The organism is Streptomyces sp. NPDC051963 (assembly GCF_044593495.1).
Classification (GTDB): domain Bacteria; phylum Actinomycetota; class Actinomycetes; order Streptomycetales; family Streptomycetaceae; genus Streptomyces.
Genome location: NZ_JBIUCC010000001.1, coordinates 88,204 through 112,366 on the forward strand (window position 1 = coordinate 88,204; position 24,163 = coordinate 112,366).

Sequence of the window (24,163 nt, forward strand, 5' to 3'; positions counted from 1 at the left end):
AGCGCGAAGGTCGGGATCGAGGCGCCTGGTCGTCACGGAGGCCGCGGACGGTGAACCGTTTGGTCATGCAGCAGCCGGTCCGCCGGATGGCCTCGGCGATGTCGCGACGGCCGGCCGGATGGAGGGCACCGATAGCGAGATTGGGCAGAGGCGCCATGCCCCAGGGCCCGGATCTGATCCTGATCCGGGATGGGTCTTCTTGGTAGAGAGTGGCGCGGATCCGCACCAAGCCCAGTCGTCGAACGGACGGCCCAGGTACTGCCCGTACCTCACGAACGGCCTTCCGATATCGGGCCACTCCACCGTTCCCGGTCCTCTCCCCTGCCCGGTCCCAAGACCAGGACCGGCCGCCACCGGTCGGCCGCGCCCCACCTCGGATTGACGGATTCAGCTCCACCCTCACCGGGCAGTGAGCCAGAGTATGTCATGAGCACGACTACCCTTCCCCCAAAAGGAGGTCGATCATGCACGTCCGTACTCTGACCGGCGGCCTGGCCGCTGCCCTGGTGGTGTCCTTGTCCCTGACGAGCGGCCAGGCCGCGGCCGCTCCTCCGGACACGGCGGATGCCCTTCTGGCCGCCCGTGTCCTCACCTACGACGCCAGTGGCTCCGCGGAGTTCAAGAGCGCGGTCGACCAGGGCGCGGCAATCTGGAACGAGAGTGTCGACGCCGTCGAGCTGCGACCGGCCGCCGCCGGGCAAAACGCGAACATACGGGTCCTCGCGGACAACGGCTGGCCGCGCGCCCTGCCCACCACTCTGGGCAACGGAACCGTCTACATCGGGCGTCAGGCCGTCGACCAGGGCCACAACACAATTCGTATCTCCGCCCACGAACTCGGGCACATTCTGGGCCTGCCCGATCGCAAGCCCGGACCGTGCTCGAGTCTGATGTCCGGTTCCAGCGCGGGCACCGCGTGCACGAACCCGTATCCGAATGCGGCGGAGAAGGCGGAGGTCGAGGGGAACTTCGACGGTGTGCTCGTCGGGCGGGCCCCGACGGCGCGCGCCGAGGTGATCGTGGACTGACGCCTGCCGCGCCCTCACACGTGAGGAAGGCCGCACGCCCGGTGCCCGGCTCACACCGGGCAGGCTCAAGACGAGCGCCCGCCCGCGTCCCGCAGGCGGGCGTTCGTCCGTCGGGCCTCCTGCTACAGGAGTGCTCTCTCAAGGCCGTTTCGCGACGCCGCGCAGTTGTGGCGCGGCGGTTACCGAAGTCCGCCGCAGCGTTGCCGGCGAACTTCCGCAAGGCAGTCCCAAGCGGGAGATCTGCCGGTGAGCCTGGTGGCTTCGGTGTATGCGGTGGCTGAGCCGACGACAGTTTCGCCAGAGAGCGTCCGAAAGGCCTGTCAGCGGGCAAGTTGCCCGGTAGCTGGGTGGTGGCGCACTCTCGGGGACTCAACGCTCCGGCGTACTAGACCTCTGAGCCCAGCGAAGTCGTCGGGACCTCGGCAGTGTGGGGGTAGGCACCTGACCTGTGCTGGAAGGAGAGGATCTTCGGGTTCTGGACGACGCCGTCGCGGATCTCGATGGCCTTTCTGAGCGTGATGTCGGTGTCCCATGCCGCGGGGCCGCTCATGACCTTGCGCAGGTACGGCAGGAGCGCCTCGCTGATTTCCCAGGTGGCGGAGTTCCACAGATGGGACGGGCTGTGATCCACCGCGTAGTAGTGACAGCCCGGCCCCACCGAGGACATGGGCTCGCCGAAGGTGCTCGGGTGGGCCCATGCGAAGCCCATGCCCTCGTCGCAGGCGACGTCGATGAAGTAGGTGCCCGGCCGGAAGAGGGCGAGTTCCTCGTCGTTGACGAACGTGAGCGGCGCGTCGGTGTCCTGGAGGACGCAGTTGACGATGATGTCGAACCCGGCCAGGTACTCCGCCAACGGCTCGGAACCGGCCGCGGTGATGGCCCGCAGGCGCGACGGATCGTCCTCCTGCTCCTCGAAGTGACCCATCACGACCGAGGGCATCGGTGACGCCACCGCTGCCGCCGCGCGTTGGGTGAGCACGGTGACGTCGGAGACCCCCATGGCGCCCAGGCCCGTAACCGCTCCGCGTGCCGTGGCGCCGAAGCTGATGACCACCGCGCGCAGGCGGCGCCCGTAGCTGCCGGTCAGCCCGCCGAGCTGCAGGGCGTGCAGCACCGAACAGTAGCCGGCGAGCTCGTTGTTCTTGTGGAACACATGGACGCTGAAGGCGCCCGTCGAGGTCCAGTGGTTCATGGCTTCCCAGGCGATCAGGGTCAGCCGTCGGTCGATGGCGAGCTGGGTCATCTTCTCGTCCTGCACGCAGTGCGGCCATCCCCATACCACCTGGCCCTCGCGCATCTCGGCGAGGTCGTCGTGCATCGGTTTGGGCAGCAGCAACACGTCACACTCGGCGAGGAGTTGCTCGCGGGAGCGCAAGCCCGCCACGAGAGGGCGCAGCGCGTCGTCGGCGACGCCGAAACGCCCGCCGTAGCCCTGTTCGAGGAAGATCCTCTCCCGTATGTCCGGGGCGATCCGCTCGAGGTGGCGGGGGTGCAGCGGCAGCCGGAACTCGTTCTCCTTGCGGGATGAAGCGAGTACTCCGAGACTCATCAGGCTCATGTGGGGCGGCTCATTTCCGACCGGACGCGATGCGCTCCGGCATTGCCGTTCCCCGAGGGCGACACCGACATGGACGACGGCGTGCGAAGTGCGCTCGGTAACGCCACCGTACTCCAGCACCCGCCCCTCAACACCCCCCGCCCCTTTGAACTCGAAGAATCCACACACCCAGGTCAGGAGAACGCCAGTCCGGAGGCAATGACGGGCGGCGGCGACGCAGCGCGAGTCATGAGTCATGATCACCCGACGCTGACCACACACGTCAACCTCGCAGGCGCAGCCCGCGTGATCGAACCGGAGACGGCCCAGTGCAGCACCACTTTCGGGATCAGGCCGGTCATGCGCCCCCAGACCGTGACCGCACCGTCCGCACGCGTCTTCAGTTTCGCCCGCATCCGCTCGACCGCCGTGTCTGCACCGGCACCAACCAGCCGTTCCGCCAACGCGTAACGACCGCCACTACCGCATCAGGAATAAGCACTCACCAGGAAACGGACATCAGCTCTTGGCGGCCCTGCGGCGCCGTCGACGGATTGTCAACGCTCCGCGTCGACGCCCTCCTCCGCCTTGCAGCCGCACGCGCCAAGCCCCACTCACCGGCAATCGGCAAAGCTCCGTGGAGCGAAGTCGGCATGATCCGAACGACAAGCCCGAGTGATACGTGCCATCGTGCCCAGTGAAGGGTTCTCTTCGTGAGGGGAGGACGCATTGGGTAACCAGGCAGAGAGGCAGGTCAGGGTCGCCTGGCCGGCCAGGCAGCGACAGCGTCCGGAGGTCGCCGACCTGGGACCGGGGAAGCCAATTGGCAGGCCACCGCGCCTTCTCCACAGCCGAGCGCCTTCCAGCGTGGGGTTTCAATGGGGCCCTGCCTCATGAAGTCGGAGGGGGCTATCCGGCGCCCCGCCCACAGATGGGCGAATTGGGATTCAATTTCACAAATGAGGATTATATAGACCTGTCTAATGTTCCGCGCTCGAACGGAGAACGCCCCACATGCGCATCCGCAACCTCCTGGCCGTAACCGCCGTGGCTGCCGCAGCAGTCCTCAGCAGCATTGGCTCAGCCACCGCCGAGGACGAAGACTTCAGAGGCAACATCGTTCAATCCGCTTCCGGGAATGACCAGCCAGACAATCCCGTCGGACATGCGATGCCGGACTCGTTGCCTGATCAAAACGCGAGGAGTTCCAACCCAGGCGTGAATCGAATCGGAGGCATCGTCCAAGGCGGGAATCCGGTCGGAGAGAGTGCTGGCCAAGGCGAGAAACCAGACGGAGAGAGCCCTGACCAGGGCGCAGTCGGAAGCCTGCTTGGCAGGCTGCTGAGCTGAGGCACCATCCGCTTTCCGAACGTGATCCGTTTGGCTGGGGGTGTGGGGTCTCGAAGTCGCCGGGCAGGTCGTCCTCAGCGCGACCAGGACGCCACCAGACGCTGAAGTGCGCGCCTCACCGAGCACGGCCTGTACCCGGTCGGCTTCCTCCCGCAGCCCCGCCACCACTTCCCGGACCCTCTTCACCCGGGCCTCCAGCGAACCAAACACCGACGCACGAGCAGCGTCGCGCTGGCTGCCGGAGCAGGGGTGCGGGCTGCATGGAAGGCGGCGATGTCCACCGCGGCCGCCCCCACGAGCTGTTCGGCCTGGCATTTCCCCACCACCCGCGCCCCGCAGCGGCGTTCGATCACCTCCAGAGCGTGGCCGTAGGAGCCGCAGGCGGCTTCCGGCACCACCAACCGGCGCAGCCCCAGGCCGTGCCACTCGTGCGCCAGCCCCAGCACATGTGGTCGGCCGGAAAGTAGTCGGACAGGCCCGCAGCGCGCACCAGGTGACGGTCACCGGCCCGACCACGGTGGCCAGTTGGCGCCGGTGACCCTTCGCCAGCCGGGTTCGACCCGCGGAGAGTACGGCCCGCCCGTCCGCGCGGAGAGCGGAGAAGCGGCCAGCGGGGCCGGGGAGGGACAGCGACGTGGTCGAGGGGTGCGGCGATGTCGTCGTAGGGGTGGATCGACAACACAGGGCCGAACACTTCCTCACGGGTGATCCGTGCTTTGGCTGGGACACGGCCCGCGTTGAGCACTGCCTCCCTCAGTAATCCCAGGCCCCCTCGTCACCTACAGCGCCATCAAACAATCCCCACATGGGACAAAAGGCTCTTGAGGTACGTGTCTCTGATCCCCTCTGCCCTCTGACGCCCTGGCGACAGGCGCGAGGCGGCGTGATCACTCCGGCTGGCGGCCGGTTCACAGGCGGAGGCAACCTCAGCGCCGGGAAGGCCCCCGGTGGTCCCAACAACACCCCCACACACACGGTCTGGCCGCACTGTCGTATCGCCCCGTGTCCGCCAGAGTCGTGGGGGTCGGCGGACACGGCCGACGGATTCACAAGCAGGAGGGGAAACAGCATGTCTGACGCAACAGTTGGGGCACATCGCGGCATGGCCCGACGAGGGTTCCTGGCCGGGGCCGCCGCCGTGACCGGTGCGGCACTGACGAGCACGGCGGTCGCCGGCACGGCACCCGCGGTCGGGACGAGGGCCGGAAACGGCGCCGACACCGGCCCGTTGGCGCTCACCCACGTCACCGTGATCGACGGATCGGGAGCACCCCCGGCCCCCGACATGACGGTCGTCGTCGAGGGCGGCCGCATCACCTCACTCGCCCCGAGCGCACGCACCCGGCTCCGCCCGGGCACCCGCACGGTCGACCTGACCGGCAAGTACCTGATGCCGGGACTGATCGAGGCGCACACCCACAGCGACGGCCCGGAGGCAGTGATCCCGGCGCTGTACGCCCTCTCCGGCGTCACCACGGTCCGGGAGATGCGGGGCCAGCCGGTCCACCACGAGTGGCGCGAGAAGATCCGCAGCGGTGCGCTGCTCGGACCCCGCTGGGTGATCGGCAGCCCCATCGTCGACGGCACGCCCTCACTGTGGGCGGCCGACGTGGGCCCGACCATCGAAGTGCGCGACGCGGCCGAGGCCCGGCGCGCCGTACGGCGGGTCAAGCGCGAGGGCGCGGACTTCGTCAAGGTGTACTCCCGCCTGTCCCGCGAGTCCTACTTCGCCATCGCGGACGAGGCACGGCGCCAGGGCATCCCCCACCTCGGGCACTGCCCCGACACCGTACGGATCGCAGAGGCGAGCGCCACCGGCCACCGCACCATCGAGCACCTGCACGCGCTGCTCCTGGCGACCTCACGGCACGAGAAGGAGATACGGCGCCGCCTGGACGCCGTACGGATCGACCCCCGCGACCCCAGCAGCCTGTCCCGCTACCACAGTTGGTTCCAGCAGGTGCATCCCCTCGAATGGCGGGCGGTGCAGGGCTACGACCGGGACCGGGCGGACGCCCTTTTCCGGAGCCTGGCGGCCGGCGGGACCGCGGTCGTCCCCACGCTCAGCGTGCACCGCACGCTGGAGCTGCCCGACGACGTTCCGTCCCGGGCCGAGGAGTGGAAGTACCTGCCCGCCTGGCAGGTGGAGAGCTGGCCGGACCAGCTGGCGGCCCTGACCGGTGGGCGCACCCCCGAGCAGGAGCGGCAGATCCGCGGGATCTTCGCGCACCGGCTCCGGCTGGTGAGCGAACTGCACGGCGCAGGTGTGCGGCTGGCGGCGGGCACCGACACCGGTACCGGATACCTCGTCCCGGGCTTCGCCCTCCACGACGAACTGGCGCTGCTCGTGGCGGCCGGTCTCACCCCGGCTGAGGCCCTGCGCGCGGCCACGCGGGACGCGGCCCGCACCGTCGGCCTGCCCGGCGTCGGGACCGTGGCCCGCGGTCAGGCCGCCGATCTGCTCGTCCTCGACGCCGACCCGCTGCGCGACATCCGCAACACCCGCCGCATCCACGGCGTGGTCGTCGACGGCCGGTGGATCCCGCCGGAGGAACGCCGACGGCTGCTCGCGGCGGTGGAAGAGGCCGCCGCACAGACCCCGCCGCCCGAGGAGGGGGCGACCATGACGGGCTGCGGCTGCGGCGGACACCCCTGACAGCCCTCCGGCGGCGGCCTCGCCGCCGAGTGGTGCCGGCCACAGCTCATAAGCGTGCTGCTACGGCGCCTGTCCATCGCGGTGCCTCAACTCAATACAAGCCGGCCGAGAGCCCGAAGGCGTCCGAGGCGCTGATGGCCCTGATGACCCTGATGACCCTGATGATGGTGCGTCTACGGCCGGTGCCATGTCGAGCCGTACCTCATTGAGTCAGATCTCCGTGCATACACGTCGCCCAGGCATCCGCAGGGCGTTCAGCGGAAGGGGCCGTCGTCCGCGAAGGCGTGGGCGGCGAAGCGTTTGCCCATCCGGCGGTATGCGGCGGGGGTGGGGTGAAGACCGTCAGCCAGATCGTCCGCCTCGTCCGGGCCAAACAGGTCACGGCCGTCGAGATAGTGCAGGTGGGGATCGCGTGTCTGCCGGACCGTCACGATCCGTTCCAGCTCGGCACGGACCACGGCCAGCGACAACGCCCCACGAGCCACATCTGCCGGGTCGCCCAGAGCGGTGATCTTCCCGTTCGGGCCCATCGCGGTCGGGCCGGGAGTCTCCTCGAGTGCCGGACAGCTCACCGGGGACGTCAGCACGAGCGGGGTGTCCGGGTGCCCGTCCCGGATCGTGTCCAGGAATCCGTGCACCGCCGGGCCGAACGTCCGCAGCCGAAAGCCGGCGAGGCTCACGATGTTGATGCCCACCTTGAGGCTGATCAGGTCTGCGGGCATGTCGCGGATCGTCCGGGCGACGTAGGGGTCCAGCATCGCGTTGCCCGCCTGGCTGAGGTTGATCACCTCCACTCCCCCGAGTGCGGCCGCCACCGCCGGCCAGGTGCCGGTCGGGCCGTCAGCCTCGATGCACTGGCTGATGGAACTGCCGTGATGCACCCAGCGGCGCCGGTCGTCCGGCAGCGGCGGCAGCACCTCACCGTCCGCGCGCAGCGCCACCAGTTCCGTGGGGGTCTCCTGCGGCAGCCACAGCTCGACATTCTTCATGCCGGCCGGAAGCCCGGTGAACCGCATGGTTCCCGGCTCCCCCGGAATCAGTCGCTGCACGGCCCCTGGGCCCGCCATTCGCAGCACGTTGCCCACCGGTGTTTGTCGACGCTCTACCAGGACGCCGTTCACCAGCAGATCCAGCATGCCCGTCGGGCGGGGTCGGGGGTCGGTGTCGAGCTGCCCCGTGGAGGTGAGCACCTCCAACTCCAGCTCACTCGCATCGGTGCGCAACACCAGCCGCACGCCCGAAGGCATCACGGTCACCCCGTGGACCGACGGGTCCTGGTACTGCTCCGTTGTCCACGCGGGCAACCGACGCGGCATCACCCCCGCTTTCGTGATCTCAAGGTCCAGCGCACCCCGTAACTCCACTGGACCGTTCACAAGCGGAACCGTCCGCATCGCCACCATCACCGCTCCTGCCTCAGACCGATCCACGGTCGGGATTCGGGTACGCGCCGACGCCCCGCTGCCCCCGGCACGCCAGCACTGCGTGCCACTCAGACTTCGTCGGCACGAACCCAGTGATCATCGACCTTCGATGACAATCAATCAACCTGCAAGGACTGCTGCCAAGCGCGCGTCACTTCCACCGGCACCGACCTGCTCAGTTGTTGCGGCCGAACTCCCCCAGCAGGGCCCTCCAGTGACGCTCCGTCGCCTGAGTGCTGTACGTCGCGGGTGCGCCCCCCCACGCGATGTACACGCCCTGTCTTCAGCTCAGTGACCGGTAGAAGTCCAGATGCCGCTCGGCGGCCTCCGCCCATGTGTGGCGGGCGGCCAGGTGCCGGCCCGCCGCCCGCTGGTCGGGATCGGCTGCGGCAAGCAACCGCTCGAGTGCGGCCGCCAGCCCCTGGGGATCGTCGGCGAACAGGGCGGCCGGCCCGAACACCTCACGCAGGACAGGCAGTTCACGGACGACGAGCGGCACTCCGGCGGCGAGCGCCTCCATCGCCGCCAGACCGAAGCCTTCCTTGACCGAGGGCAAGGCGAAGGCTGCGGCGGCGGAGACGAGCGGCGGGAGTTCCTCCTCCCCCACGGGCCCGAGGACGACGGGCTCCACGCCCAGTTCGGCGGCCCGCGCCTCCCACCTCGCCCTGTAGTCGCGGTAGTCGAAGAGCGTCTCGCCGCCCGCGATCACAAGGCGTACGTCCGGCTGTCGGATGCGCAGGAGTGCGTACGCTTCCAGCAGGTCGAGCGAGCCCTTGCGAGGTTCGATGCCGCCGACGGTGAGGACATACCGGCCGAGACGCTCACGCCAGGCGGCGCGCGCGACCGGGTCGGTGGTCGCAAAGCGCTCGTAGGCCACGCCGTTGGGGATGACGACCGGCTTGAGGCCCCATCCGGCCGTCAGTTCGTCCGCGACCGACCGCGAGACGCAGAGGTGCGCGTACGGCTCCACGATGGCCCGTTCGTGGCAGGCGGCCAGTTCGGGCGTGGTGAACTGGTCGATGTGGTGGACCGTGCGGATGCAACGGCCGTCCACGGCGTTGGCGCTGATGCAGTCCTGGGCGTGGACGACGTCGTACGGGGACGGGTCGAAGGCGGCGCGCAAGGTCGCGATGGAGCGCAGGATACGTTCCCCGACGGTCTCCTCATCGGGTCCGTCGGGGAAGGGCACGATCCGTACGCGTACGGACGGGTCCACGGGCCGGAAGAAGCCGGCGTCGCCGCCCCGGCCCAGCGACCAGACCGTGACGTCCTGTCCGGCGGCGGCAAGCGCCTCGGCGAGGGCGAGGGTGTGGACGACACCGCCGCGGGGCTTGGTCGAGTAGCTGAGCAGGGCGATCTTCACTGCGTGGTCTCCCTGTAGGCGGCTGGGCGGCGCTCGTCCAGGTGCCGCAGGACGCGGCGGGCACGGTCGATCTCGGCGGCGACGTCGACCTCGGCGACGGCCAGGCCCGCCTTGGCCCAGGTGCGGGCGAGGATGTCGCCGCCCGGCCCGACCACCTTGGACTGGCCGAGGAAGCGCATACCGCCCATGGCGCCGGTCTGGTTGGACGAGGCGAGGACAACCTGGTTCTCGGCGGCGCGCGCCTGGTCGTACAGGTCGAAGAGTTTGGCCTGGCGGTCCTGGGCCATGCGCGGGGCGCGGTTGGTGATGCTGGTGGGCCAGGCGGAGAGACAGGCGAGGATCTCGGCGCCGTCCAGGGCGAGAGAACGGGCGGACTCGGGGAACGTCTTGTCGTAGTCGATGAGCATGCCGATGCGGCCGACAGGGGTGTCGAAGGCGTCGAAGCGGTCGCCGGGCGCGTAGGCGGCGACCTCCCCGGCCGGCAGGTGGACCTTGCGGTGGCGGCCGAGGACGCCGTCGCCGCTGACGCAGACGGCCGCGTTGTAGTGCTCGTCGCCGCCGTCCTCGCAGTAGCCGACGCAGACCACCATCTCGGCGGCCAGGCGGGCGACTTGGTGGATCAGCGGGTCGTCCGGCTTGAGCGCCGGGGGCAGCGCCTCGGGGTCGGGGTGGCGCAGGTCGGCGAGGTAGCCGCCGAGCGCGGCGTCGGGGAGCACGAGCAGTCCGGCGCCCGCGCCCCGGGCGTCGTCGATGATCTTGGCGATGCGGGCTAGGTCGAACTCCAGGTCGCGGGCGAAGTGGGCGGCGGCGGCCGCGATCCGGATCGTGCTCATGCGCTGACTGCTCCTGCGTACGTGTAGGTCTCGGGGCGCCGGTCGCGAAGGTGCCCCATCGAGCGGCGGGCTGTCTCCAGGGCTGCTGCAACGTCGAGTTCGGCGATGGCCAGACCGGCTTCGACACCGGTGTCGGCGAGGATCTCACCGCCGGGGTCGACCACCTTGGCGCTGCCGACGAAGCGTAGCGACCCGAAGGTACCGGCCTGGTTGGCGGAGATCCACACGATCTGGTTCTCCAGGGCACGCGCCCGGTCGAAGAGGTCGAAGCGGCGCTTCCAGCGGTCGCCCGCGAGATCGGTCGCGGCATTCGTCCGTGAGCCCGGCCAGGCCGAGACGACCACTCCGATCTCGGCGCCGTCCAGGGCGAGTGCCCGGGCGGACTCGGGGAACGCCTTGTCGTAGCAGATCATCATGCCGATCCGGCCGACCGGAGTGTCGAAGGCGTGGAAGCGGTCACCGGAGGAATAGCTGGCATCCTCGCTCAGCGGCTGGTGCACCTTGCGGTGGTTGCCGAGAACACCGTCGCCGTTGACGCAGACCACGCTGTTGTAGCGGGTGTCGCCGTCGGCTTCGCAGTAGCCGGCGACAACGGTCATCTCGCCGGCGAGGGCGGCCAGTCGGCGGATTTCGGGGCCTTCCAAGGCGAGCGCGGGCGGGCCCTCGTCCAGCGCACTGTCGTCGTCCAGGCTGAGCAGATAGCCGCCCAGGCACGCCTCCGGCAGGGCGAGCAGCCGTACGCCCTGGTCGCGGGCCTCCTTGACGATCCGTTCGACGACGGCGAAGTCCTCTTCGAGGTCCCGGCCGAACTCGGCGGCGACCGCCGCCATACGCAGCGTGCTCATGCGGTCCCCATCCCGGTCACCGTGGAGGCGACCACTTCGGTGATCTCTCCGTCGGGCCAGCGCAACCCGACACCTTGTCCGTCTGCCAGCTCACCGCACACGGCGCCCGTCGCAGGCCCGGCGGGCAGCGGCGGCGCGTGCACAGCGTCGGTGGTGAGCATCGCGAAGCCGGGGAAACACGTGAACCAGTCCCCCGTTGTCGCATTGCCGGGCCGGGGTACGGCGGCCACGTCGAGGACGGCCCGGCAGCCGCTCGCCTCCGCGAGCATGCCGAGCGTTCCAGCGATACCTGCCATCGACACGTCCTTGGCCGCGGCGGGCCGGGCGGCGGCCACCGCGCCGATCATGGCGTGCAGTTCGTCCGTACGGCGGTGGGTGGACGAGTCCCATTGGCGGCCTCGGTAGCCCGGGCGCCAACTCCCGCCGAGGTCGGCGGTGAGCCGCACCGCGTGGCCGGGCCGTCCTCCGCCGCCCCGCACCGGACGGTCCGTGCGGCCGAGGGCGGTCACCGACAGCGCGGCGGGCACGCCGAGCTGGGTGTGTCCACCGAGGACCGGAATGTCGTACGCCTGTGCCGCGCGCCTCAGTCCCGCAAGGATCCGTCCGGCGTGTGCGGCGTCCTTCGCGCCCACCGCATCGAGCAGGCCGACCGGTGAAGCGCCCATCGCCGCGAGGTCGTTGACATTGACGAGGACGGAGCACCAGCCCGCCCACTCGGGGTCGCGCTCGACCATGGACGGCACGATCGCGTCGCAGGCAGCGATCACATCCGTACCGGGCACCGGCGCACCGTCGTCGCCTGCGAAGCCGGCACTGGCCGCCGCTGTGGGGAGGGCCGCGAGCAGCTCCCCGAGGGACGATTTGGTGACCGCTGCGAGATCCGCGATCCTGCCGATCGGCCACCGCATCAGCACATGCGGCGCGTCCACGACCGTCGTCGCTCGCACCGAGCGCCAGCCCAGCCGCTTGAAAAGGACTTCGTTGCGGGCCTGGACGGTCGCGTCGAAGCGCAGCACACCCTCGGTCTCAGCCCGGGCGCAGGCCGCTCGGACGAGTGCGGCGCCAACGCCGTGCGGGCCGCGTGCAGCGGGCGCGACGACGAGTCGGCCGCCGGCCCACCAGCCGATGTCGGGGCCGTCGGTCACTGGACCGAGCCGCACTCCGCCGACGACGGTGCCCTCGTGGTCCTTGGCGACCAGGACGACTGTACGGGGGTCGGCGTCCCGGTCGTCGAGGTCGTGGCCTGTGAAGAGGCCCTGTTCGTGGACGAAAACCTCCCGGCGCAGTCGGCGATAGGCGGCCAACTCGTCTTTGCCATTCGCCTGTTCGACGCGGAACGCAGGACGGCGAGCCAGTGTGCTGCGGTCGCCAAGGAGCTCCAGGATGTCAACCGGCGTGCCCGCACTGGGCGGTGGCGTCGATCCGTCGAGGGACACGGACATCACCCGCCCGCCGTCTTCAGTACGCTGCACGCCCCGCAGGCAGCGCAGCCGGCCTGCTGGGCGGCTCCGCTCATTCCGGCCGCGCGCAGCCTGGCCGCCACACCCTCGGTGACGTACCGCAGCAGTTCCGCACTGGGGGGCTCGATCCCCTCCCGGGCGGCGAGGGTGCCGCTCATCGGGCGGAAGGGCACGACGAAGGGATACACCCCTCTGTCGATCAACTCGCCTGCTCCCGAGATGAGTTCGTCGGGTTCCTCGCCGAGGCCGACGAGGAGGTACGTGGATACCCGGTTGGGACCGAAGACACGTACCGCCTCGTCCCACGCGGACTCGTACTCGGCCATCGGGACGGTGGACTTGCCGGGCATCCAGCGCCGGCGCACCTCGTCGTCGAGGGATTCGACGTGGATGCCGATGGCAGTGGCCCCGGCCTCGTGCAACTCCCGAATCCACGCCAGGTCTCCTGGCGGTTCGCACTGCACCTGGATCGGCAGTCCGGGCACGGCTTCGAGAACGGCGCGGACGGAGCGTACGAGATTGCGAGCCCCCCGGTCGGGGCCGGTCGTCGTGCCGGTGGTCATGACCATCTGCCGCACGCCGTCCAACCGGACGGCCGCTTCGGCGACTTCGGCAAGCTGGGCCGGGGTCTTGGCCGCCACCGTTGCGCCCGAGCGCAGGGACTCCTCGATGGTGCAGAAGCGGCAGCGGTCGGCCTCGGCGTAGCGGATACAGGTCTGGACGACGGTGGTGGCGAGGACGTCGGCGCCGTGCAGGCGGGCGATGTGCTCGTACGGGATGCCGTCGGCGGTCGTCAGGTCGTAGAACTTCGGGCGCTGTACGGCGGTCAGGCTCAGCCCGGTGTCGTGGAGTGTCCCGGCGTCGTCGCCGAGCCAGACGCGGCCGTCGCGTACGGAGTACGGGCTGTCGGGGTTGGTGGGCAGCGCGGCGTTGGCACCGTCGACGAGAACGTGTCCGTCGTCGCTCGGTCCCGCGCCGTCCGGGCGCCGCACGGGAGCCGGCGTGCGGACTCCGTGCAGGGCGAGTTCGGCGCGGGTCATGATCCGCACGTCCACCGCTGTGTTGGTGCCAACGCTCACGGCTTGCCCCTTACAGCTGGTAGGTCGAGTTGATGATGGCGCCCTTGCGCGCGTAATGGATCAGCGCGTCCTGGACGTCGAGGGGGTGGGTCGGGATGACGCCTTCGATCAGGTCCTCCTCGCGGGCGCCGTGCAGGGACAGGCCGAAGCGGCAGCAGAAGACCTTGCCGCCCTCGGCGATGAACGTCTTGAGCTGGTTGTTGATGTTGTGCTCGCCGGGGAAGGCCGAGTTGCCGACGGTCGGGAAGCCGCGGGTGGCAAGGCAGTTCAGCGAACCCGGGCCATAGAAGTAGATGGCGGTCTCGAAGCCCTTGCGCAGGGCGCGGGTGGCCTGGAGCACGGCGACGAAGGAGACCGAGGACTCGTGCGCGATACCGTGGACCAGAGTGAAGTACGTTTCGCCGTCCTCGGCCTTGTAGTCGGGGAAGACCTTGGTGGAGCCGTAGATGCTGGTGCCCTCGGGCAGGGACGGGTGGGGGATCTCGCTGAGGGACTTCTGCTCGATCTCGCTGAGTTCGACGGTTTCGGACATGGCTGTCTCCTTGGACGAGTTGCTACGAGGCGGTGGTTACGGCAGGGTCGGTCGTGTCAGTCGTAAAGCGCGGCGAACGTGTCCCTGAAGACGAGTTCGCCGAGTTCGCCGCCGCCGGTCGCTTCGGCGAGCCGGGCGTACTCCCCCGTGAAGTCGCCCCAGGGCTGGTCGCTGGCGAAGAGCACCCGGTCGTGGCCGATACCGCGGCGCTCGATCTCCTGGACCAGCCAACGCGGTGTGAAGCCGATGGCCCAGGAGAGGTCGGTGTAGACGCGCTTGCCGTCTGCGATCCAGTCGAAGAACCGCGAGCCGACAAGCTTGATGTGGCCGCTCATGCCGCCGCCGAAGTGCACGAGATGGACCGGCACTTGGTCTGCGAACCAGTCGACCAAGTGGCCGACCTCGTCGATATCGGAGGCCGCACCGGGCGACGTGTGGACGTGGACGACCAGCCCGTGGCGGGCTGCCGCGGCGAAGATACGGTCCAGTTGAGGGCGGCAGGCCGGGTCCGAGGGGCGCCCGCCGAGCAGGAAGCTGAGCTTCAGCGCCTTCACGCCCCGTTCGCCGGCCAGGGCGAGCGCGTGCGCGGTGCGGTGCTCGTCCTCAGGGCGCGGGGAGACCCACAGCCCGGCCCGGATCCGGTCGTCGCTGTGGGCGGCCTCGATCGCCAACTCGTTGAAGGAGAAGGCGAGATCGGGGTCCGGGACACCGTAGTTGGGGATGACCAGGGCGCGTTCGGTGCCCTCCGCGTCCAGGTCGGCGACGAGTTGCTTGACCGTGGCGCGGGCGGTGGTGTCGGGGTTGACCGGCGGGCCGCCGTAGAAGGGGTACGCGGGCAGGACGCCGATGTGGCGGTGTGCGTCGTAGACCATGATCCGATGCCCCCCTCAGCCGATCGGAAGCGCGGAGGCGAGTGCGCTGGGAGCGCCCGTGAGGGCGCCGCAGACATCGGCCATGCGGCGGGAGGCGTCGATGTGGTTCGCAAGGAACTCGGCGTCCCGGCCCACCGCTTCGAAGCGCCCGGAGCCCCACGAGTACTGCCAGGGCAGGCCCAGGAAGTACAGGCCTGGCGTGCTGGTGGCGCCCCGCCAGTGCATCGGGTAGCCCCGGCCGTCGAAGACGGGTATCTCGATCCACCGGTGGTCGCGGGTGAACCCGGTGGACCAGACGACCGAGGTGATACCGGAGGCTTCCAGGTCCAGTGACGCCGCCTGCTCGGAGGGCTCCCACACCGGAATGTACCGGGGCTCCGCAGGGGCCTCGATCCCCTGAGCGGTGATGTGTGCGTCGATGCTGTCCTTGATGCCCTCGGCCACGGCGTCGGCCCGGTCGAGGTTGACCTTCAGGTCGTCGGCGAACTCCAGCCGCTCACCGTCGATGCCGGTCAGTCGGCCGTACAGCCGCATTCCGTCGCGGGCGAAGGCACGCAGGTCGATGTCGCGGCCACCGTCCCGGCCGGTCACGTAGTGGTTGACCCGCATCCGAACGGCACCGGCGTCGTCGAACTCGTCGATGCTCCGGCCGTAGTAGCCCATGTCGTCGAGCCAGGCCACACAATCCCGGCCACGGTAGAAGCGGGCCACGCGGGGCGCGCTGCCGACGGCCAGATGGACCTGGCGTCCGGCAAGGTGCAGATCCTCGGCTATCTGGCAACCGGACTGCCCGGTGCCGACCACCAGGACGGCGCCCGTGGGGAGTTCGTCAGCATTGCGATAGCGGGAGGAGTGGATCTGCTCGACGCCGGCGGGCAGCCGCTCGGCCATCCGGGGAACGGAGGGGGTGTGGTAAGGGCCGGTGGCCACGACCACCTGGTCGGATGTGAACTTCCCTTCCTCTATGGCCAGTTCGAAAACTCCGCCGGCGCCCCGGCGCAGTCCGGTGACGGCGGCGCCTTCCACCAGCGGGGGTTGGAAGAAGGCGACGTACTCCTCCAAGTACCGGATGATCTCGTCGCGGACCATGAAGCCGTCGGGGCCGTCCCCCTGATAGGGGAAACCGGGCAGCTTGCATTGCCAGTTGGGGGTGACCAGGCAGAACGAGTCCCAGCGGCGCTCGCGCCACTCGTGGCCGACCCGGTTCCGCTCGACGACGACGTGCTCGACACCACGCTCGCGCAGACAGTAGCTGACCGACAGACCGGCCTGACCGCCCCCGACGACCGCCACCGGGTAGTGGGCGCCGGCCAGCCGCTGCGGGCTCACCGCGGGCTCCCATCAGCGTTGTGCAGGGCCTCGACGGTGACTTCGGCCCGGTCGAGGCACGCGTACGCGGCCGCCGTCTCCTCGATCTGCGCCAGCTGGTCGGACGCTCCGGTGCACGCGAACCCGTACTTCTCGCGCACCCGGTCGCCGGCGATACCGAGCGCCGTCCGGCTCCGTTCCACGAAGTCGCCGAGCTCGTACACGCCGCCGGGAGTGAGGTAGTTCTCGACTACCGTGGAGGGTGAGTAACAACGCTGGGTCGCACCGTCGGGCCAGCGCACCCGGAAATACAGCTCAGGCATGAAATCCTCCATGCGAGGCGTAGAGGTTTCGACACCTCGCCGCTGCTTGTGACGACCACTCCAGCCAGCGCGAATTACCCAACGAGGTCATCCGGAATAAAGCGGAGTTACGGAATCCTCACAGCGGGTGCGGCATCGAGTACACAGAGTTGCCTCTGCGACAAATTGCGTTCGCCGAATGCCGTGCTGCCGCGGATAGAGGAACTTGCCTCGTCACCTCAAAGGGCGAACGCCGGTCGGCCGCTGCGGGTTCGCCGGCGGTGCGTGGGGCCGGCGGCTTACCGGCCGCCGGACTTGACCGGGAACTTCCGGATCGTCGCGGAGACGGTGTCGGGCCTGCCCGGGGCGACGAGGTCGACCAGTTCGACCAGCTTCCGCGACTGGAACAGGCAGCCCGTCTTGGGCGCTTTCGCCGCGACCGCCCTGTTTGCGGTGGCCCTACCAGCTTCAACCCATGCCGACGACGGTGGTTCGAACGGCCCCATCGTCTCGGGTACGGGCGCTACCGACTTTGGCACTCGGAACGGCGACACCGCCATCGGGGGCGAAGCTATCGACGCCCACCTCCTCGGTGGACCCAAGGCGGCAGGCAGCGTCACCCCTGTCGACCAGTTCCAGGTCCCGCAGAAGCTCCTCCGACCACCTGGGCCCTGCGCTCGCATCCTCGGCCAGATCATGGTCCGGCTTCTGGTCGCCGTCGGCGGTCCAAGTGCCGAAGGGGCACCGATCGTCCTCGCGGGGCTGGTCTGTGACGGGTGGACGTCGCGGTGCGTGCGCAGTTCGGTCGCGTGCCGCGGCGCGCGATTGCCGGTCCATCGGGTCAGAGAGAGGCCAGCCAGGCCGCAGTGTCGTTGGGGTGGCTGAAGCGGAGGGTGTCGAGAGGGGCGAAGCGGGGGTCGCGGACACGGTGCTCGACTTCGCGGCGGCGGGCCCCGTGTTGGGACCAGGCCCACCAGGCCGGGTGATTCCGGCTGAGCCAGTCCGTCCAGGTCTCCCTGTTGCCGCCGAAGAGACTCTCGCGTGTGACGGTTCGCCGGAAGGACCGGCGCAGGACACGGGGCATGATGACGCGTTTGGGATAGTCCAGCCATATCACGGTGTCGGCCCGGTCCCACAGCAGGTCACGGACTTCCGGATAGCCGAGCGAGTCGATGATCCAGCAAGGCTCGGCGGTGAGCCTTGATACGTCTTCGGTCACCTTGTTGTTGACAGTCCAGTTGGGGCCGTTGAAATACAGCGCGTCCATCTCGTGGTACGGCAAGCCCAGCTGACTGCTCAAGACTTGGGCGAGCGTGGATTTGCCTGCACCGGTCACACCCACCACCAAGATCCGTTCCACGGGGTGCACTCCATCCCGGCGCTCACTGGGAGGAATTCTCCCGCGTTTCTGACCTGCCACTGTCGACTCTCCCATTGATACGACGCCTGGGGTGGACGGGGTGACGCTCACTGCCCGGAGGGATGGCCGGAGAGCCAGTCGGTGTGACGGGCGCGCAGCCGGTCGCGCTCCTCGGAGGTGGCGAGGATGACGTCCGCGCCGCCGTCGTAGGGGTGATGGATGCGGCGGACCCCGAGGTCGCTGACGAACACACCGGCGAGCACGTCGTCCGCGGCCTCCCGGAAGATGCCGTCGATGGCACCCCGTTGCCAGGGGCGGCGGTCGGCGTAGAGGTGCGTGTAGGAGTGGAACTCGGGATCCGACTCGTCGTCGTGGGCGAGGGTCAGCCAGCGGGTTCCTTCGCCGTGGACCTCCCGCCGCCGCTCCGGCACCTCGGGTCCGTCGGACTCCCAGGACCAGCCCACGGTCACGACGTACACGTCCTCACCTGCGAACAACTCGTCCAGGACCGTGTTGTACCGGTCGAGGACGACGGCGTACTCCTCCTCGGTCTCGGCGTAGCGTTTCGACCCGGGGAGGCTGTGGAACCGCACCCAGCGATCGGTGTAGGCCGTACGCAGCTCATGGGCGACGGGCGGGCCCTTGGGCCACCTTCGCCACCAGAGTGCGGACAGGTGTTCCGCGTCGACGCTCACGCTGCCGAGAGTAGGAACCCGGGTGAGCTACGGCCACCGTATTTCTCCGCACTGCGGACGGAGAGTCCGGACGGTGCTCGTCCTGCACGACCTGGGGCCGCAGTCCGCGCTGAATTCCCAGTAGGAGTAGGCCAGTTGGTCGCCCATCCCAAGCCCGTTTCCGGCAGATCACCCCATGGAGACCATGGCGCGTACCTGACACAATCAACTCTCTGTCAAGGCGCAGACGTCACACAGCTCTGCAGACTCCCCACGAGCAGACAGGGACGACAATGCTGGGATCACGACGAAGAAGACGGTTCACCCATGCCTCGGTCTGGTCCGGGGCACTGCTGTTGACGGCGGCCATGTCGACGGGGCTGACTACCGTCCCGGCCGCCGCAGCCGGTACCCCGACAGCGGGCGCCGCGTTACCCTCCGCGCCCGCTTACGAGACGGTCACGCTGATCACCGGCGACCACGTCCTGCTGGACCGGAACGGCAACGCCGTCGGCGCGACACCGGCCGAGGGACGCTCCGGCGTACCCCTCCAGATCAGCCGAACCGGCGACCACACCTACGTCGTGCCCGCCGACGCCGAGGTGCTGATCGCCGAGGGCGAGGTCGACCTGGCCCTGTTCGACGTGACCGAGCTGAGCCGGCCCGAGTACCGCGACGTGGCGGACGGCGGCGCACCCGTGCTGGTGCGGTACACGGCGAAGAACCCGGCGGCACGCAGCCGGCTCCACGCGGGCACCGACGCGCCGGTCCGGGAGCTCACCTCCGTGGACTCCGAGGCCGTGGTGGTGTCGCCCGAGGAGACGACGACGGCCTGGGCGGCGCTGACCGACACCGAGGACGGCACGAGCGAACTCGCCCCTGGCGTGGCGGACCTGAGCCTGGACCGGGTGGCGAGCGCCGCCCTCGACGTGAGCGTGCCGCAGATCGGCGCCCCCGGCCTGTGGCAGTCGGGACTCGACGGCTCCGGCGTGAAGATCGCCGTGTTGGACACCGGCATCGACTCCGCTCACCCGGACCTTGCCGGCCGGGTCGTCGCCGAGGAGAACTTCTCGGCGGACACGGACGTCCGGGACCACAACGGCCACGGCACGCACGTCGCCTCGACCGCCGCCGGCACCGGAGCAGGCTCCGACGGCAAGTACAAGGGTGTGGCACACGGCGCCCGGCTGCTCAACGGCAAGGTCCTCAACGCCGCCGGCTCGGGCCTGACTTCCGGCATCGTGGCCGGCATGGAATGGGCCGTCGCGCAGGGCGCCGACGTCGTCAACCTCTCCCTCGGAGGCGACGACACCCCGGGCACCGACCCGCTCGAAGAGGCCGTCGACGCCTTGTCCGACCAGGCGTTGTTCGTCGTCGCCGCGGGCAACAGCGGCTCGGGATCGGGAACCCTGCTGACCCCGGGCGTGGCCGAGGACGCGCTGACCGTGGGCGCCGTGGACAAGCTCGACCAGCTCGCCGGCTTCTCGTCGCGCGGCCCGCGCATGGACGGAGGCGTCAAGCCGGACGTGACCGCGCCCGGCGTCTCCATCACCGCGGCCTCCGCCGAGGGCACCCTGCCGAACGAGCCGCACCCCGCCCCCGGGTACGTCACCCTCAACGGCACTTCCATGGCCACACCCCATGTGACCGGTGCGGCCGCCCTGCTCATGCAGAAGCACCCGGACTGGAGCGGCAGCCGGATCAAGGCCCTGCTGACCGGATCGGCGAAGCCCGCCGACTACAGCGCCTACCAGCAGGGCACCGGGCGGATCGACCTGACCCGGGCCGCCGCGCAGACCGTCGTGGCCGAGCCCGGCTCGCTGAACTTCGGCGAGGCGGAGTGGCCGCACACCGACGACGAGCCGCAGACCCGCACGGTCTCCTACCGCAACAAAGGCGACCAGCCGGTCACCCTGAACCTCAGCGCCACCACCAGCGGCCCGGGCGGGGGCGGCGCCCCCGAGGGTCTCTTCACGCTCGGGGCCGACCAGGTCACCGTCCCCGCAGGCGGCACCGCCGGCGTCGACGTGATCGCGGACACCAGCGTCGGCGGCGACGCCACCGGCGCGTACAGCGTGACGCTGGTGGCCACCGGCGGCGGGCAGACCATCCGCAGCGTCGGCGGTCTCGAACGGGCCGGGCACACCTACGAAGTCACCGTCAAGGCCACCGGACGCGACGGCCTGCCGCCCGACTACTTGAGCTGGGCCGCCTGGTTCACCGGCATCGGCAACGACGTGTTCGAACTGGTCAGGGGCGACGACGGCACCGCCACGGTGGAGCTCCCGGCCGGTGACTACCTCGTCGCCGGCCGCTACTTCGCCGACGACGGCATCGACAGCCTCATCGCCCCGAAGGTGACGGTCGACCACGACATGACCCTCGCCTTCGACGCACGCGACACACGGCCCGTCGAGGTCACCCTGCCGGACCCGGAGGCCGTCGGATACTCCACGCTCATGTCGACCGTGGTGCGCTCCGGCGGCACCGAGAGTTCCCTCTCCATCGGGCTGAACGCCGGCCTGAGGGGCGCCCGCACCGGGATGTTCGGCGATCCGCCGCCGCCGGGTGAGGTCACCTCGTACTTCACCTCGAACTGGCACAACGGCACGACCGAGTACCACATCGCCCACACCCTCCCGGACGCCTTCTACACCGGACACGTCCAGCATGTGACCGAGAGCGACCTGGCCAAGCTGACGCTCCGTCAAGGGGCCTCGGTCACCGGCGCCATGGGAGTGAACTGGACCGTGCTGCCGGGGGCCGGCGGCTCGTCCGTCGGCTTCTACGGCGCCCTGCCGAGCACCCGGACGGTGTACATGCAGGGTGACTACTCCTGGGCGGCGCTCACTCAGCAGATCAATCCGTCCAACGGCGGCGTCCAGGCCCAGTACGAGATTCCGGCCCGCACCTACCCCGCCGGATCGAGCCACACCGAGACGGTCAACACCGGTGTGTTCGGGCCGACGCTCGGCACTGACGGTGGGCTCGTGAGGACCGGCGACACACTCACCGGGAAGATCACACCGTTCGCCGACGGCGCGGGGCACGCGGGGAGCAGTCTGTACGACGCCGCTTCGGCGTCGACCACGCTCTACCGCAACGGCAAGCCCCTCGCCACCGCGAACGGCCCGCTCGACGCCACGAGCTTCGAACTGCCGCCGGACAAGGCGCGCTACCGGCTGGTGACCACGATCGGCCGCGCCGCGGCCGGTATCGCCTCGGTCACCTCGAAGGTCACCTGGCAGGCGCAGTTCACCTCGGCCCACACGACGACGGCAGCCTCCGTCCCGGCGAGCGTGGTGCGCTACACGCCCGAACTCGCCCTGGACTCAACGGCGCCGGCCGGCGTACGGCAGAAGGTGCCAGTAACCGTCCAGGGTTCGGCCGCCGGCCGCAACCTCGCCTCACTGACGGTGTCCGTGTCCTACGACGGCGGTACGACATGGCACCCGGCGGCCCCACGTCACGGCGCGATCACCGTCGACAACCCGCCCGCGGGCGGGTCGGTCTCACTTCGCGCCAAGGTGAGAGACCGTCAGGGCAACGCTTTCACCCAGACGATCATCGACGGCTACCGCACCAGGTGACCCCGCGTCCGCATGGTGGGCCTGGGCCTGCCATGCGGATCGGCGTTGCCGATGAAATGGGCATCGGTGATCGGCAAGGCGTACCCCTAGTACGACCGGATACAGTGCGCTAGTCGGCAGTCTGGTTACCTGAGGAGCGGAAGCGTGAGCGCCACCAGCGAGGCCCGATCCGCGGACGGTGCGGCGCATGCGACCCAGCAGAGCCGGCTGCGCCGCCTGATGCGCTACCTCCCCCTGATCGCCCCCGTCCTGCTGTGGACCGTGCCCTGCTGGGTGCTGTTGCACGCCGGCCAGCAATGGCCGCTCCCCGTGGCGCTGGGCGGCACCGCCCTGTTCGCCCTCGGTCTCATCGCTATGCCGCTCACGATGGCGCGCGGCCACGGCCGGCGGCAGCAGGACTGGGCGGCGATCGTCGGAGACACCCTCCTCGGTGCCAGCTGGGTGCTGTTCACCTGGTCCGTCCTGCTCGGCGTCCTGCTGCGCCTCGCCTTGACCGTGGCCGGCGCGGGCGACGGTCAGAGCCGGGCCCGGATCGTCACTTGGGCGGTCCTCGGCGTAGCCGCGGTACTGCTCGCATGGGGGTACGCCGAGGCCCGCCGGGTGCCACGGGTGCGCCGGCTCGACGTGCAACTCCCGCGCCTGGGAGCGGGATTGGACGGCACCCGCGTCGTCCTCATCACCGACACTCACTACGGCCCGCTCGACCGCGCCCGCTGGTCTGCGCGGGTCTGCGCGAAGGTCAACACCCTGGAGGCCGACCTGGTCTGCCACACCGGCGACATCGCGGACGGCACAGCCGAACGCCGCCGCGCCCAGGCCGCCCCGCTCGGCACCGTGCAAGCCACCCGGGCCCGGGTCTACGTCACCGGAAACCACGAGTACTACAGCGAGGCCCAGGGTTGGGTCGACCAGATGGACGAGCTGGGCTGGGAGCCGCTGCGCAACCGCCATCTGCTGCTCGAACGCGGCGGCGACACCCTCGTGGTCGCCGGCGTGGACGACGTCACCGCCGAGTCCTCCGGCCTCGCCGGCCACCGCGCCCACCTCGCCGGAGCGCTGCACGGCGCCGACCCCGGCCACCCCGTCCTGCTCCTGGCCCACCAGCCCAAGTTCGTCGACCGGGCGGCAGCCGGTGGCGTCGACCTCCAACTCTCCGGCCACACCCACGGCGGCCAGATCTGGCCCTTCCACCACCTGGTCCGCATCGACCAGCCCGCCCTCGCCGGCCTCAGCCGCCACGGCACCCGCACGCTCCTCTACACCAGCCGCGGCACCGGTTTCTGGGGCCCGCCGTTCCGCGTCTTCGCCCCCAGCGAGATCACCCTGCTCACACTCCGCTCCCCGCAGCGGCCTCCCACGCGATGACACGGAGCGGGAGAATGCCGTGCGTCGCTAGGTGAGCGCGCCACGTTCAGTGCTGCTCGCTCTCCGGCGAGTCGCCACGGTCCTGCAGCACACGCAGCGCCTCATCGGCGACGGTGACCTCTTGGTAGTACTGCCGATGCACCTTGTACGTGCGGTCGAGCACGACGTTGTGGTACATCCCGGACGGCTCGCCAAAAAAGAAGTCCCGGGGAAGGCGCTGTACGCCGTCGCGGCCCACGATCAGGATTGCGCGATCAGTGGCCACGAACGTCCACACCCGCGCGGTGAAGATCCACGAACCGGTCTGCGCGATGAATCCCGTCTGGATTTGCTCCCCGGGCTCCAGGTGGGGCGCGGCCCGCTCGGCAATCAGTTTGACACGCCGTTCCTGATAGCCCATGACTTCCCTCCGGAGCGAGACATGCCCAAGTCGTAGAGCAGACTGCGCGCGGGGGTATCCGTCGGCAGCTTCAGTCCGCAACGGATTGTAGCTCTGCTGTCCCCCAGTGCGGTGAGGACTGGGCAGGCTGCGCGAGGCCATCCGCTACGAGCCCGACCACGTCGGCGACCGCGTTCCCATCCTCG

The 24,163-nt window shown here is 69.8% G+C and carries 20 protein-coding genes; 6 read left to right on the forward strand and 14 right to left on the reverse strand.

Features of this window, described 5'->3' with window-relative positions:
* Positions 1 to 464: 464 nt before the first annotated feature.
* Positions 465 to 1,028, forward strand: a complete 564-nt coding sequence (locus tag ACIHFB_RS00410; RefSeq protein WP_365282122.1) for a snapalysin family zinc-dependent metalloprotease — start codon at positions 465 to 467, stop codon at positions 1,026 to 1,028.
* 385 nt (positions 1,029 to 1,413) lie between these two features.
* Here the strand turns inward: ACIHFB_RS00410 and ACIHFB_RS00415 are convergent, their stop codons facing one another.
* A complete protein-coding gene (locus ACIHFB_RS00415) occupies positions 1,414 to 2,586 on the reverse strand; it encodes a N(5)-(carboxyethyl)ornithine synthase (RefSeq protein WP_365282123.1) in 1,173 nt (390 codons plus the stop codon).
* 69 nt (positions 2,587 to 2,655) lie between these two features.
* On the opposite strand from ACIHFB_RS00415, the gene ACIHFB_RS00420 reads away from it, so the two are divergent.
* The 3 genes from ACIHFB_RS00420 (at position 2,656) to ACIHFB_RS00430 (ending at position 6,571) form a co-directional block, all read left to right on the forward strand.
* Entirely contained in the window at positions 2,656 to 3,036 is a 381-nt protein-coding gene (locus ACIHFB_RS00420) for a hypothetical protein (RefSeq protein ID WP_365282124.1), read from the forward strand.
* A gap of 543 nt (positions 3,037 to 3,579) precedes the next feature.
* Positions 3,580 to 3,915, forward strand: coding sequence for a hypothetical protein (locus ACIHFB_RS00425; protein WP_365282125.1), 336 nt, complete (start codon positions 3,580 to 3,582; stop codon positions 3,913 to 3,915).
* Positions 3,916 to 4,984: 1,069 nt separating this feature from the next.
* Positions 4,985 to 6,571 (forward strand): amidohydrolase family protein, encoded by a 1,587-nt coding sequence (locus ACIHFB_RS00430; protein WP_365282126.1) that lies wholly within the window; start codon positions 4,985 to 4,987, stop codon positions 6,569 to 6,571.
* A 254-nt stretch (positions 6,572 to 6,825) separates the two neighbouring features.
* On the opposite strand, the gene ACIHFB_RS00435 is transcribed toward ACIHFB_RS00430, so the two are convergent.
* The 12 genes from ACIHFB_RS00435 to ACIHFB_RS00490 form a co-directional block, all read right to left on the reverse strand.
* On the reverse strand, positions 6,826 to 7,965 hold the full coding sequence (locus ACIHFB_RS00435) for a GDSL-type esterase/lipase family protein (RefSeq protein ID WP_365282350.1): 1,140 nt from the start codon (positions 7,963 to 7,965) through the stop codon (positions 6,826 to 6,828).
* A gap of 313 nt (positions 7,966 to 8,278) precedes the next feature.
* A complete protein-coding gene (locus ACIHFB_RS00440; protein WP_400124665.1) occupies positions 8,279 to 9,358 on the reverse strand; it encodes an MSMEG_0565 family glycosyltransferase in 1,080 nt (359 codons plus the stop codon).
* Positions 9,355 to 10,191: a carbon-nitrogen hydrolase family protein gene (locus ACIHFB_RS00445; RefSeq protein WP_400124667.1), complete on the reverse strand. Its 837-nt coding sequence runs from the start codon at positions 10,189 to 10,191 to the stop codon at positions 9,355 to 9,357. Before ACIHFB_RS00445 ends, ACIHFB_RS00440 begins: the two co-directional genes overlap by 4 nt.
* Positions 10,188 to 11,036: a carbon-nitrogen hydrolase family protein gene (locus tag ACIHFB_RS00450; RefSeq protein ID WP_365282129.1), complete on the reverse strand. Its 849-nt coding sequence runs from the start codon at positions 11,034 to 11,036 to the stop codon at positions 10,188 to 10,190. The genes ACIHFB_RS00445 and ACIHFB_RS00450 overlap by 4 nt, the downstream gene beginning before the upstream one ends.
* Positions 11,033 to 12,508 (reverse strand): MSMEG_0567/sll0787 family protein, encoded by a 1,476-nt coding sequence (locus ACIHFB_RS00455; protein WP_400124669.1) that lies wholly within the window; start codon positions 12,506 to 12,508, stop codon positions 11,033 to 11,035. The genes ACIHFB_RS00450 and ACIHFB_RS00455 overlap by 4 nt, the downstream gene beginning before the upstream one ends.
* Positions 12,478 to 13,575, reverse strand: a complete 1,098-nt coding sequence (locus ACIHFB_RS00460; protein ID WP_365282131.1) for an MSMEG_0568 family radical SAM protein — start codon at positions 13,573 to 13,575, stop codon at positions 12,478 to 12,480. Before ACIHFB_RS00460 ends, ACIHFB_RS00455 begins: the two co-directional genes overlap by 31 nt.
* A gap of 10 nt (positions 13,576 to 13,585) precedes the next feature.
* A complete protein-coding gene (locus ACIHFB_RS00465; RefSeq protein WP_210590169.1) occupies positions 13,586 to 14,107 on the reverse strand; it encodes an MSMEG_0572/Sll0783 family nitrogen starvation response protein in 522 nt (173 codons plus the stop codon).
* Positions 14,108 to 14,163: 56 nt separating this feature from the next.
* Positions 14,164 to 14,979 carry an amidohydrolase family protein gene (locus ACIHFB_RS00470; RefSeq protein ID WP_365282132.1) on the reverse strand — a complete coding sequence of 272 codons (816 nt, stop codon included), beginning with the start codon at positions 14,977 to 14,979 and terminating at the stop codon, positions 14,164 to 14,166.
* 15 nt (positions 14,980 to 14,994) lie between these two features.
* Positions 14,995 to 16,308: an MSMEG_0569 family flavin-dependent oxidoreductase gene (locus ACIHFB_RS00475; protein ID WP_365282133.1), complete on the reverse strand. Its 1,314-nt coding sequence runs from the start codon at positions 16,306 to 16,308 to the stop codon at positions 14,995 to 14,997.
* Entirely contained in the window at positions 16,305 to 16,610 is a 306-nt protein-coding gene (locus ACIHFB_RS00480) for an MSMEG_0570 family nitrogen starvation response protein (RefSeq protein ID WP_365282134.1), read from the reverse strand. The genes ACIHFB_RS00475 and ACIHFB_RS00480 overlap by 4 nt, the downstream gene beginning before the upstream one ends.
* Positions 16,611 to 17,430: 820 nt before the next feature.
* Positions 17,431 to 17,949, reverse strand: a complete 519-nt coding sequence (locus ACIHFB_RS00485) for an adenylate kinase (protein ID WP_365282138.1) — start codon at positions 17,947 to 17,949, stop codon at positions 17,431 to 17,433.
* A gap of 107 nt (positions 17,950 to 18,056) precedes the next feature.
* Entirely contained in the window at positions 18,057 to 18,644 is a 588-nt protein-coding gene (locus ACIHFB_RS00490) for a hypothetical protein (protein WP_365282139.1), read from the reverse strand.
* A gap of 272 nt (positions 18,645 to 18,916) precedes the next feature.
* Between ACIHFB_RS00490 and ACIHFB_RS00495 the strand changes: the two genes are divergently transcribed.
* Together ACIHFB_RS00495 and ACIHFB_RS00500 are read left to right on the forward strand one after the other, a co-directional pair.
* Complete coding sequence (locus tag ACIHFB_RS00495; protein WP_365282140.1) at positions 18,917 to 22,213, forward strand: S8 family peptidase; 3,297 nt, start codon at positions 18,917 to 18,919, stop codon at positions 22,211 to 22,213.
* A gap of 144 nt (positions 22,214 to 22,357) precedes the next feature.
* Positions 22,358 to 23,578, forward strand: a complete 1,221-nt coding sequence (locus tag ACIHFB_RS00500; protein ID WP_365282141.1) for a metallophosphoesterase — start codon at positions 22,358 to 22,360, stop codon at positions 23,576 to 23,578.
* Between the two features lie 46 nt (positions 23,579 to 23,624).
* Here the strand turns inward: ACIHFB_RS00500 and ACIHFB_RS00505 are convergent, their stop codons facing one another.
* Complete coding sequence (locus ACIHFB_RS00505) at positions 23,625 to 23,978, reverse strand: hypothetical protein (protein WP_365282142.1); 354 nt, start codon at positions 23,976 to 23,978, stop codon at positions 23,625 to 23,627.
* Between the last annotated feature and the right edge of the window lie 185 nt (positions 23,979 to 24,163).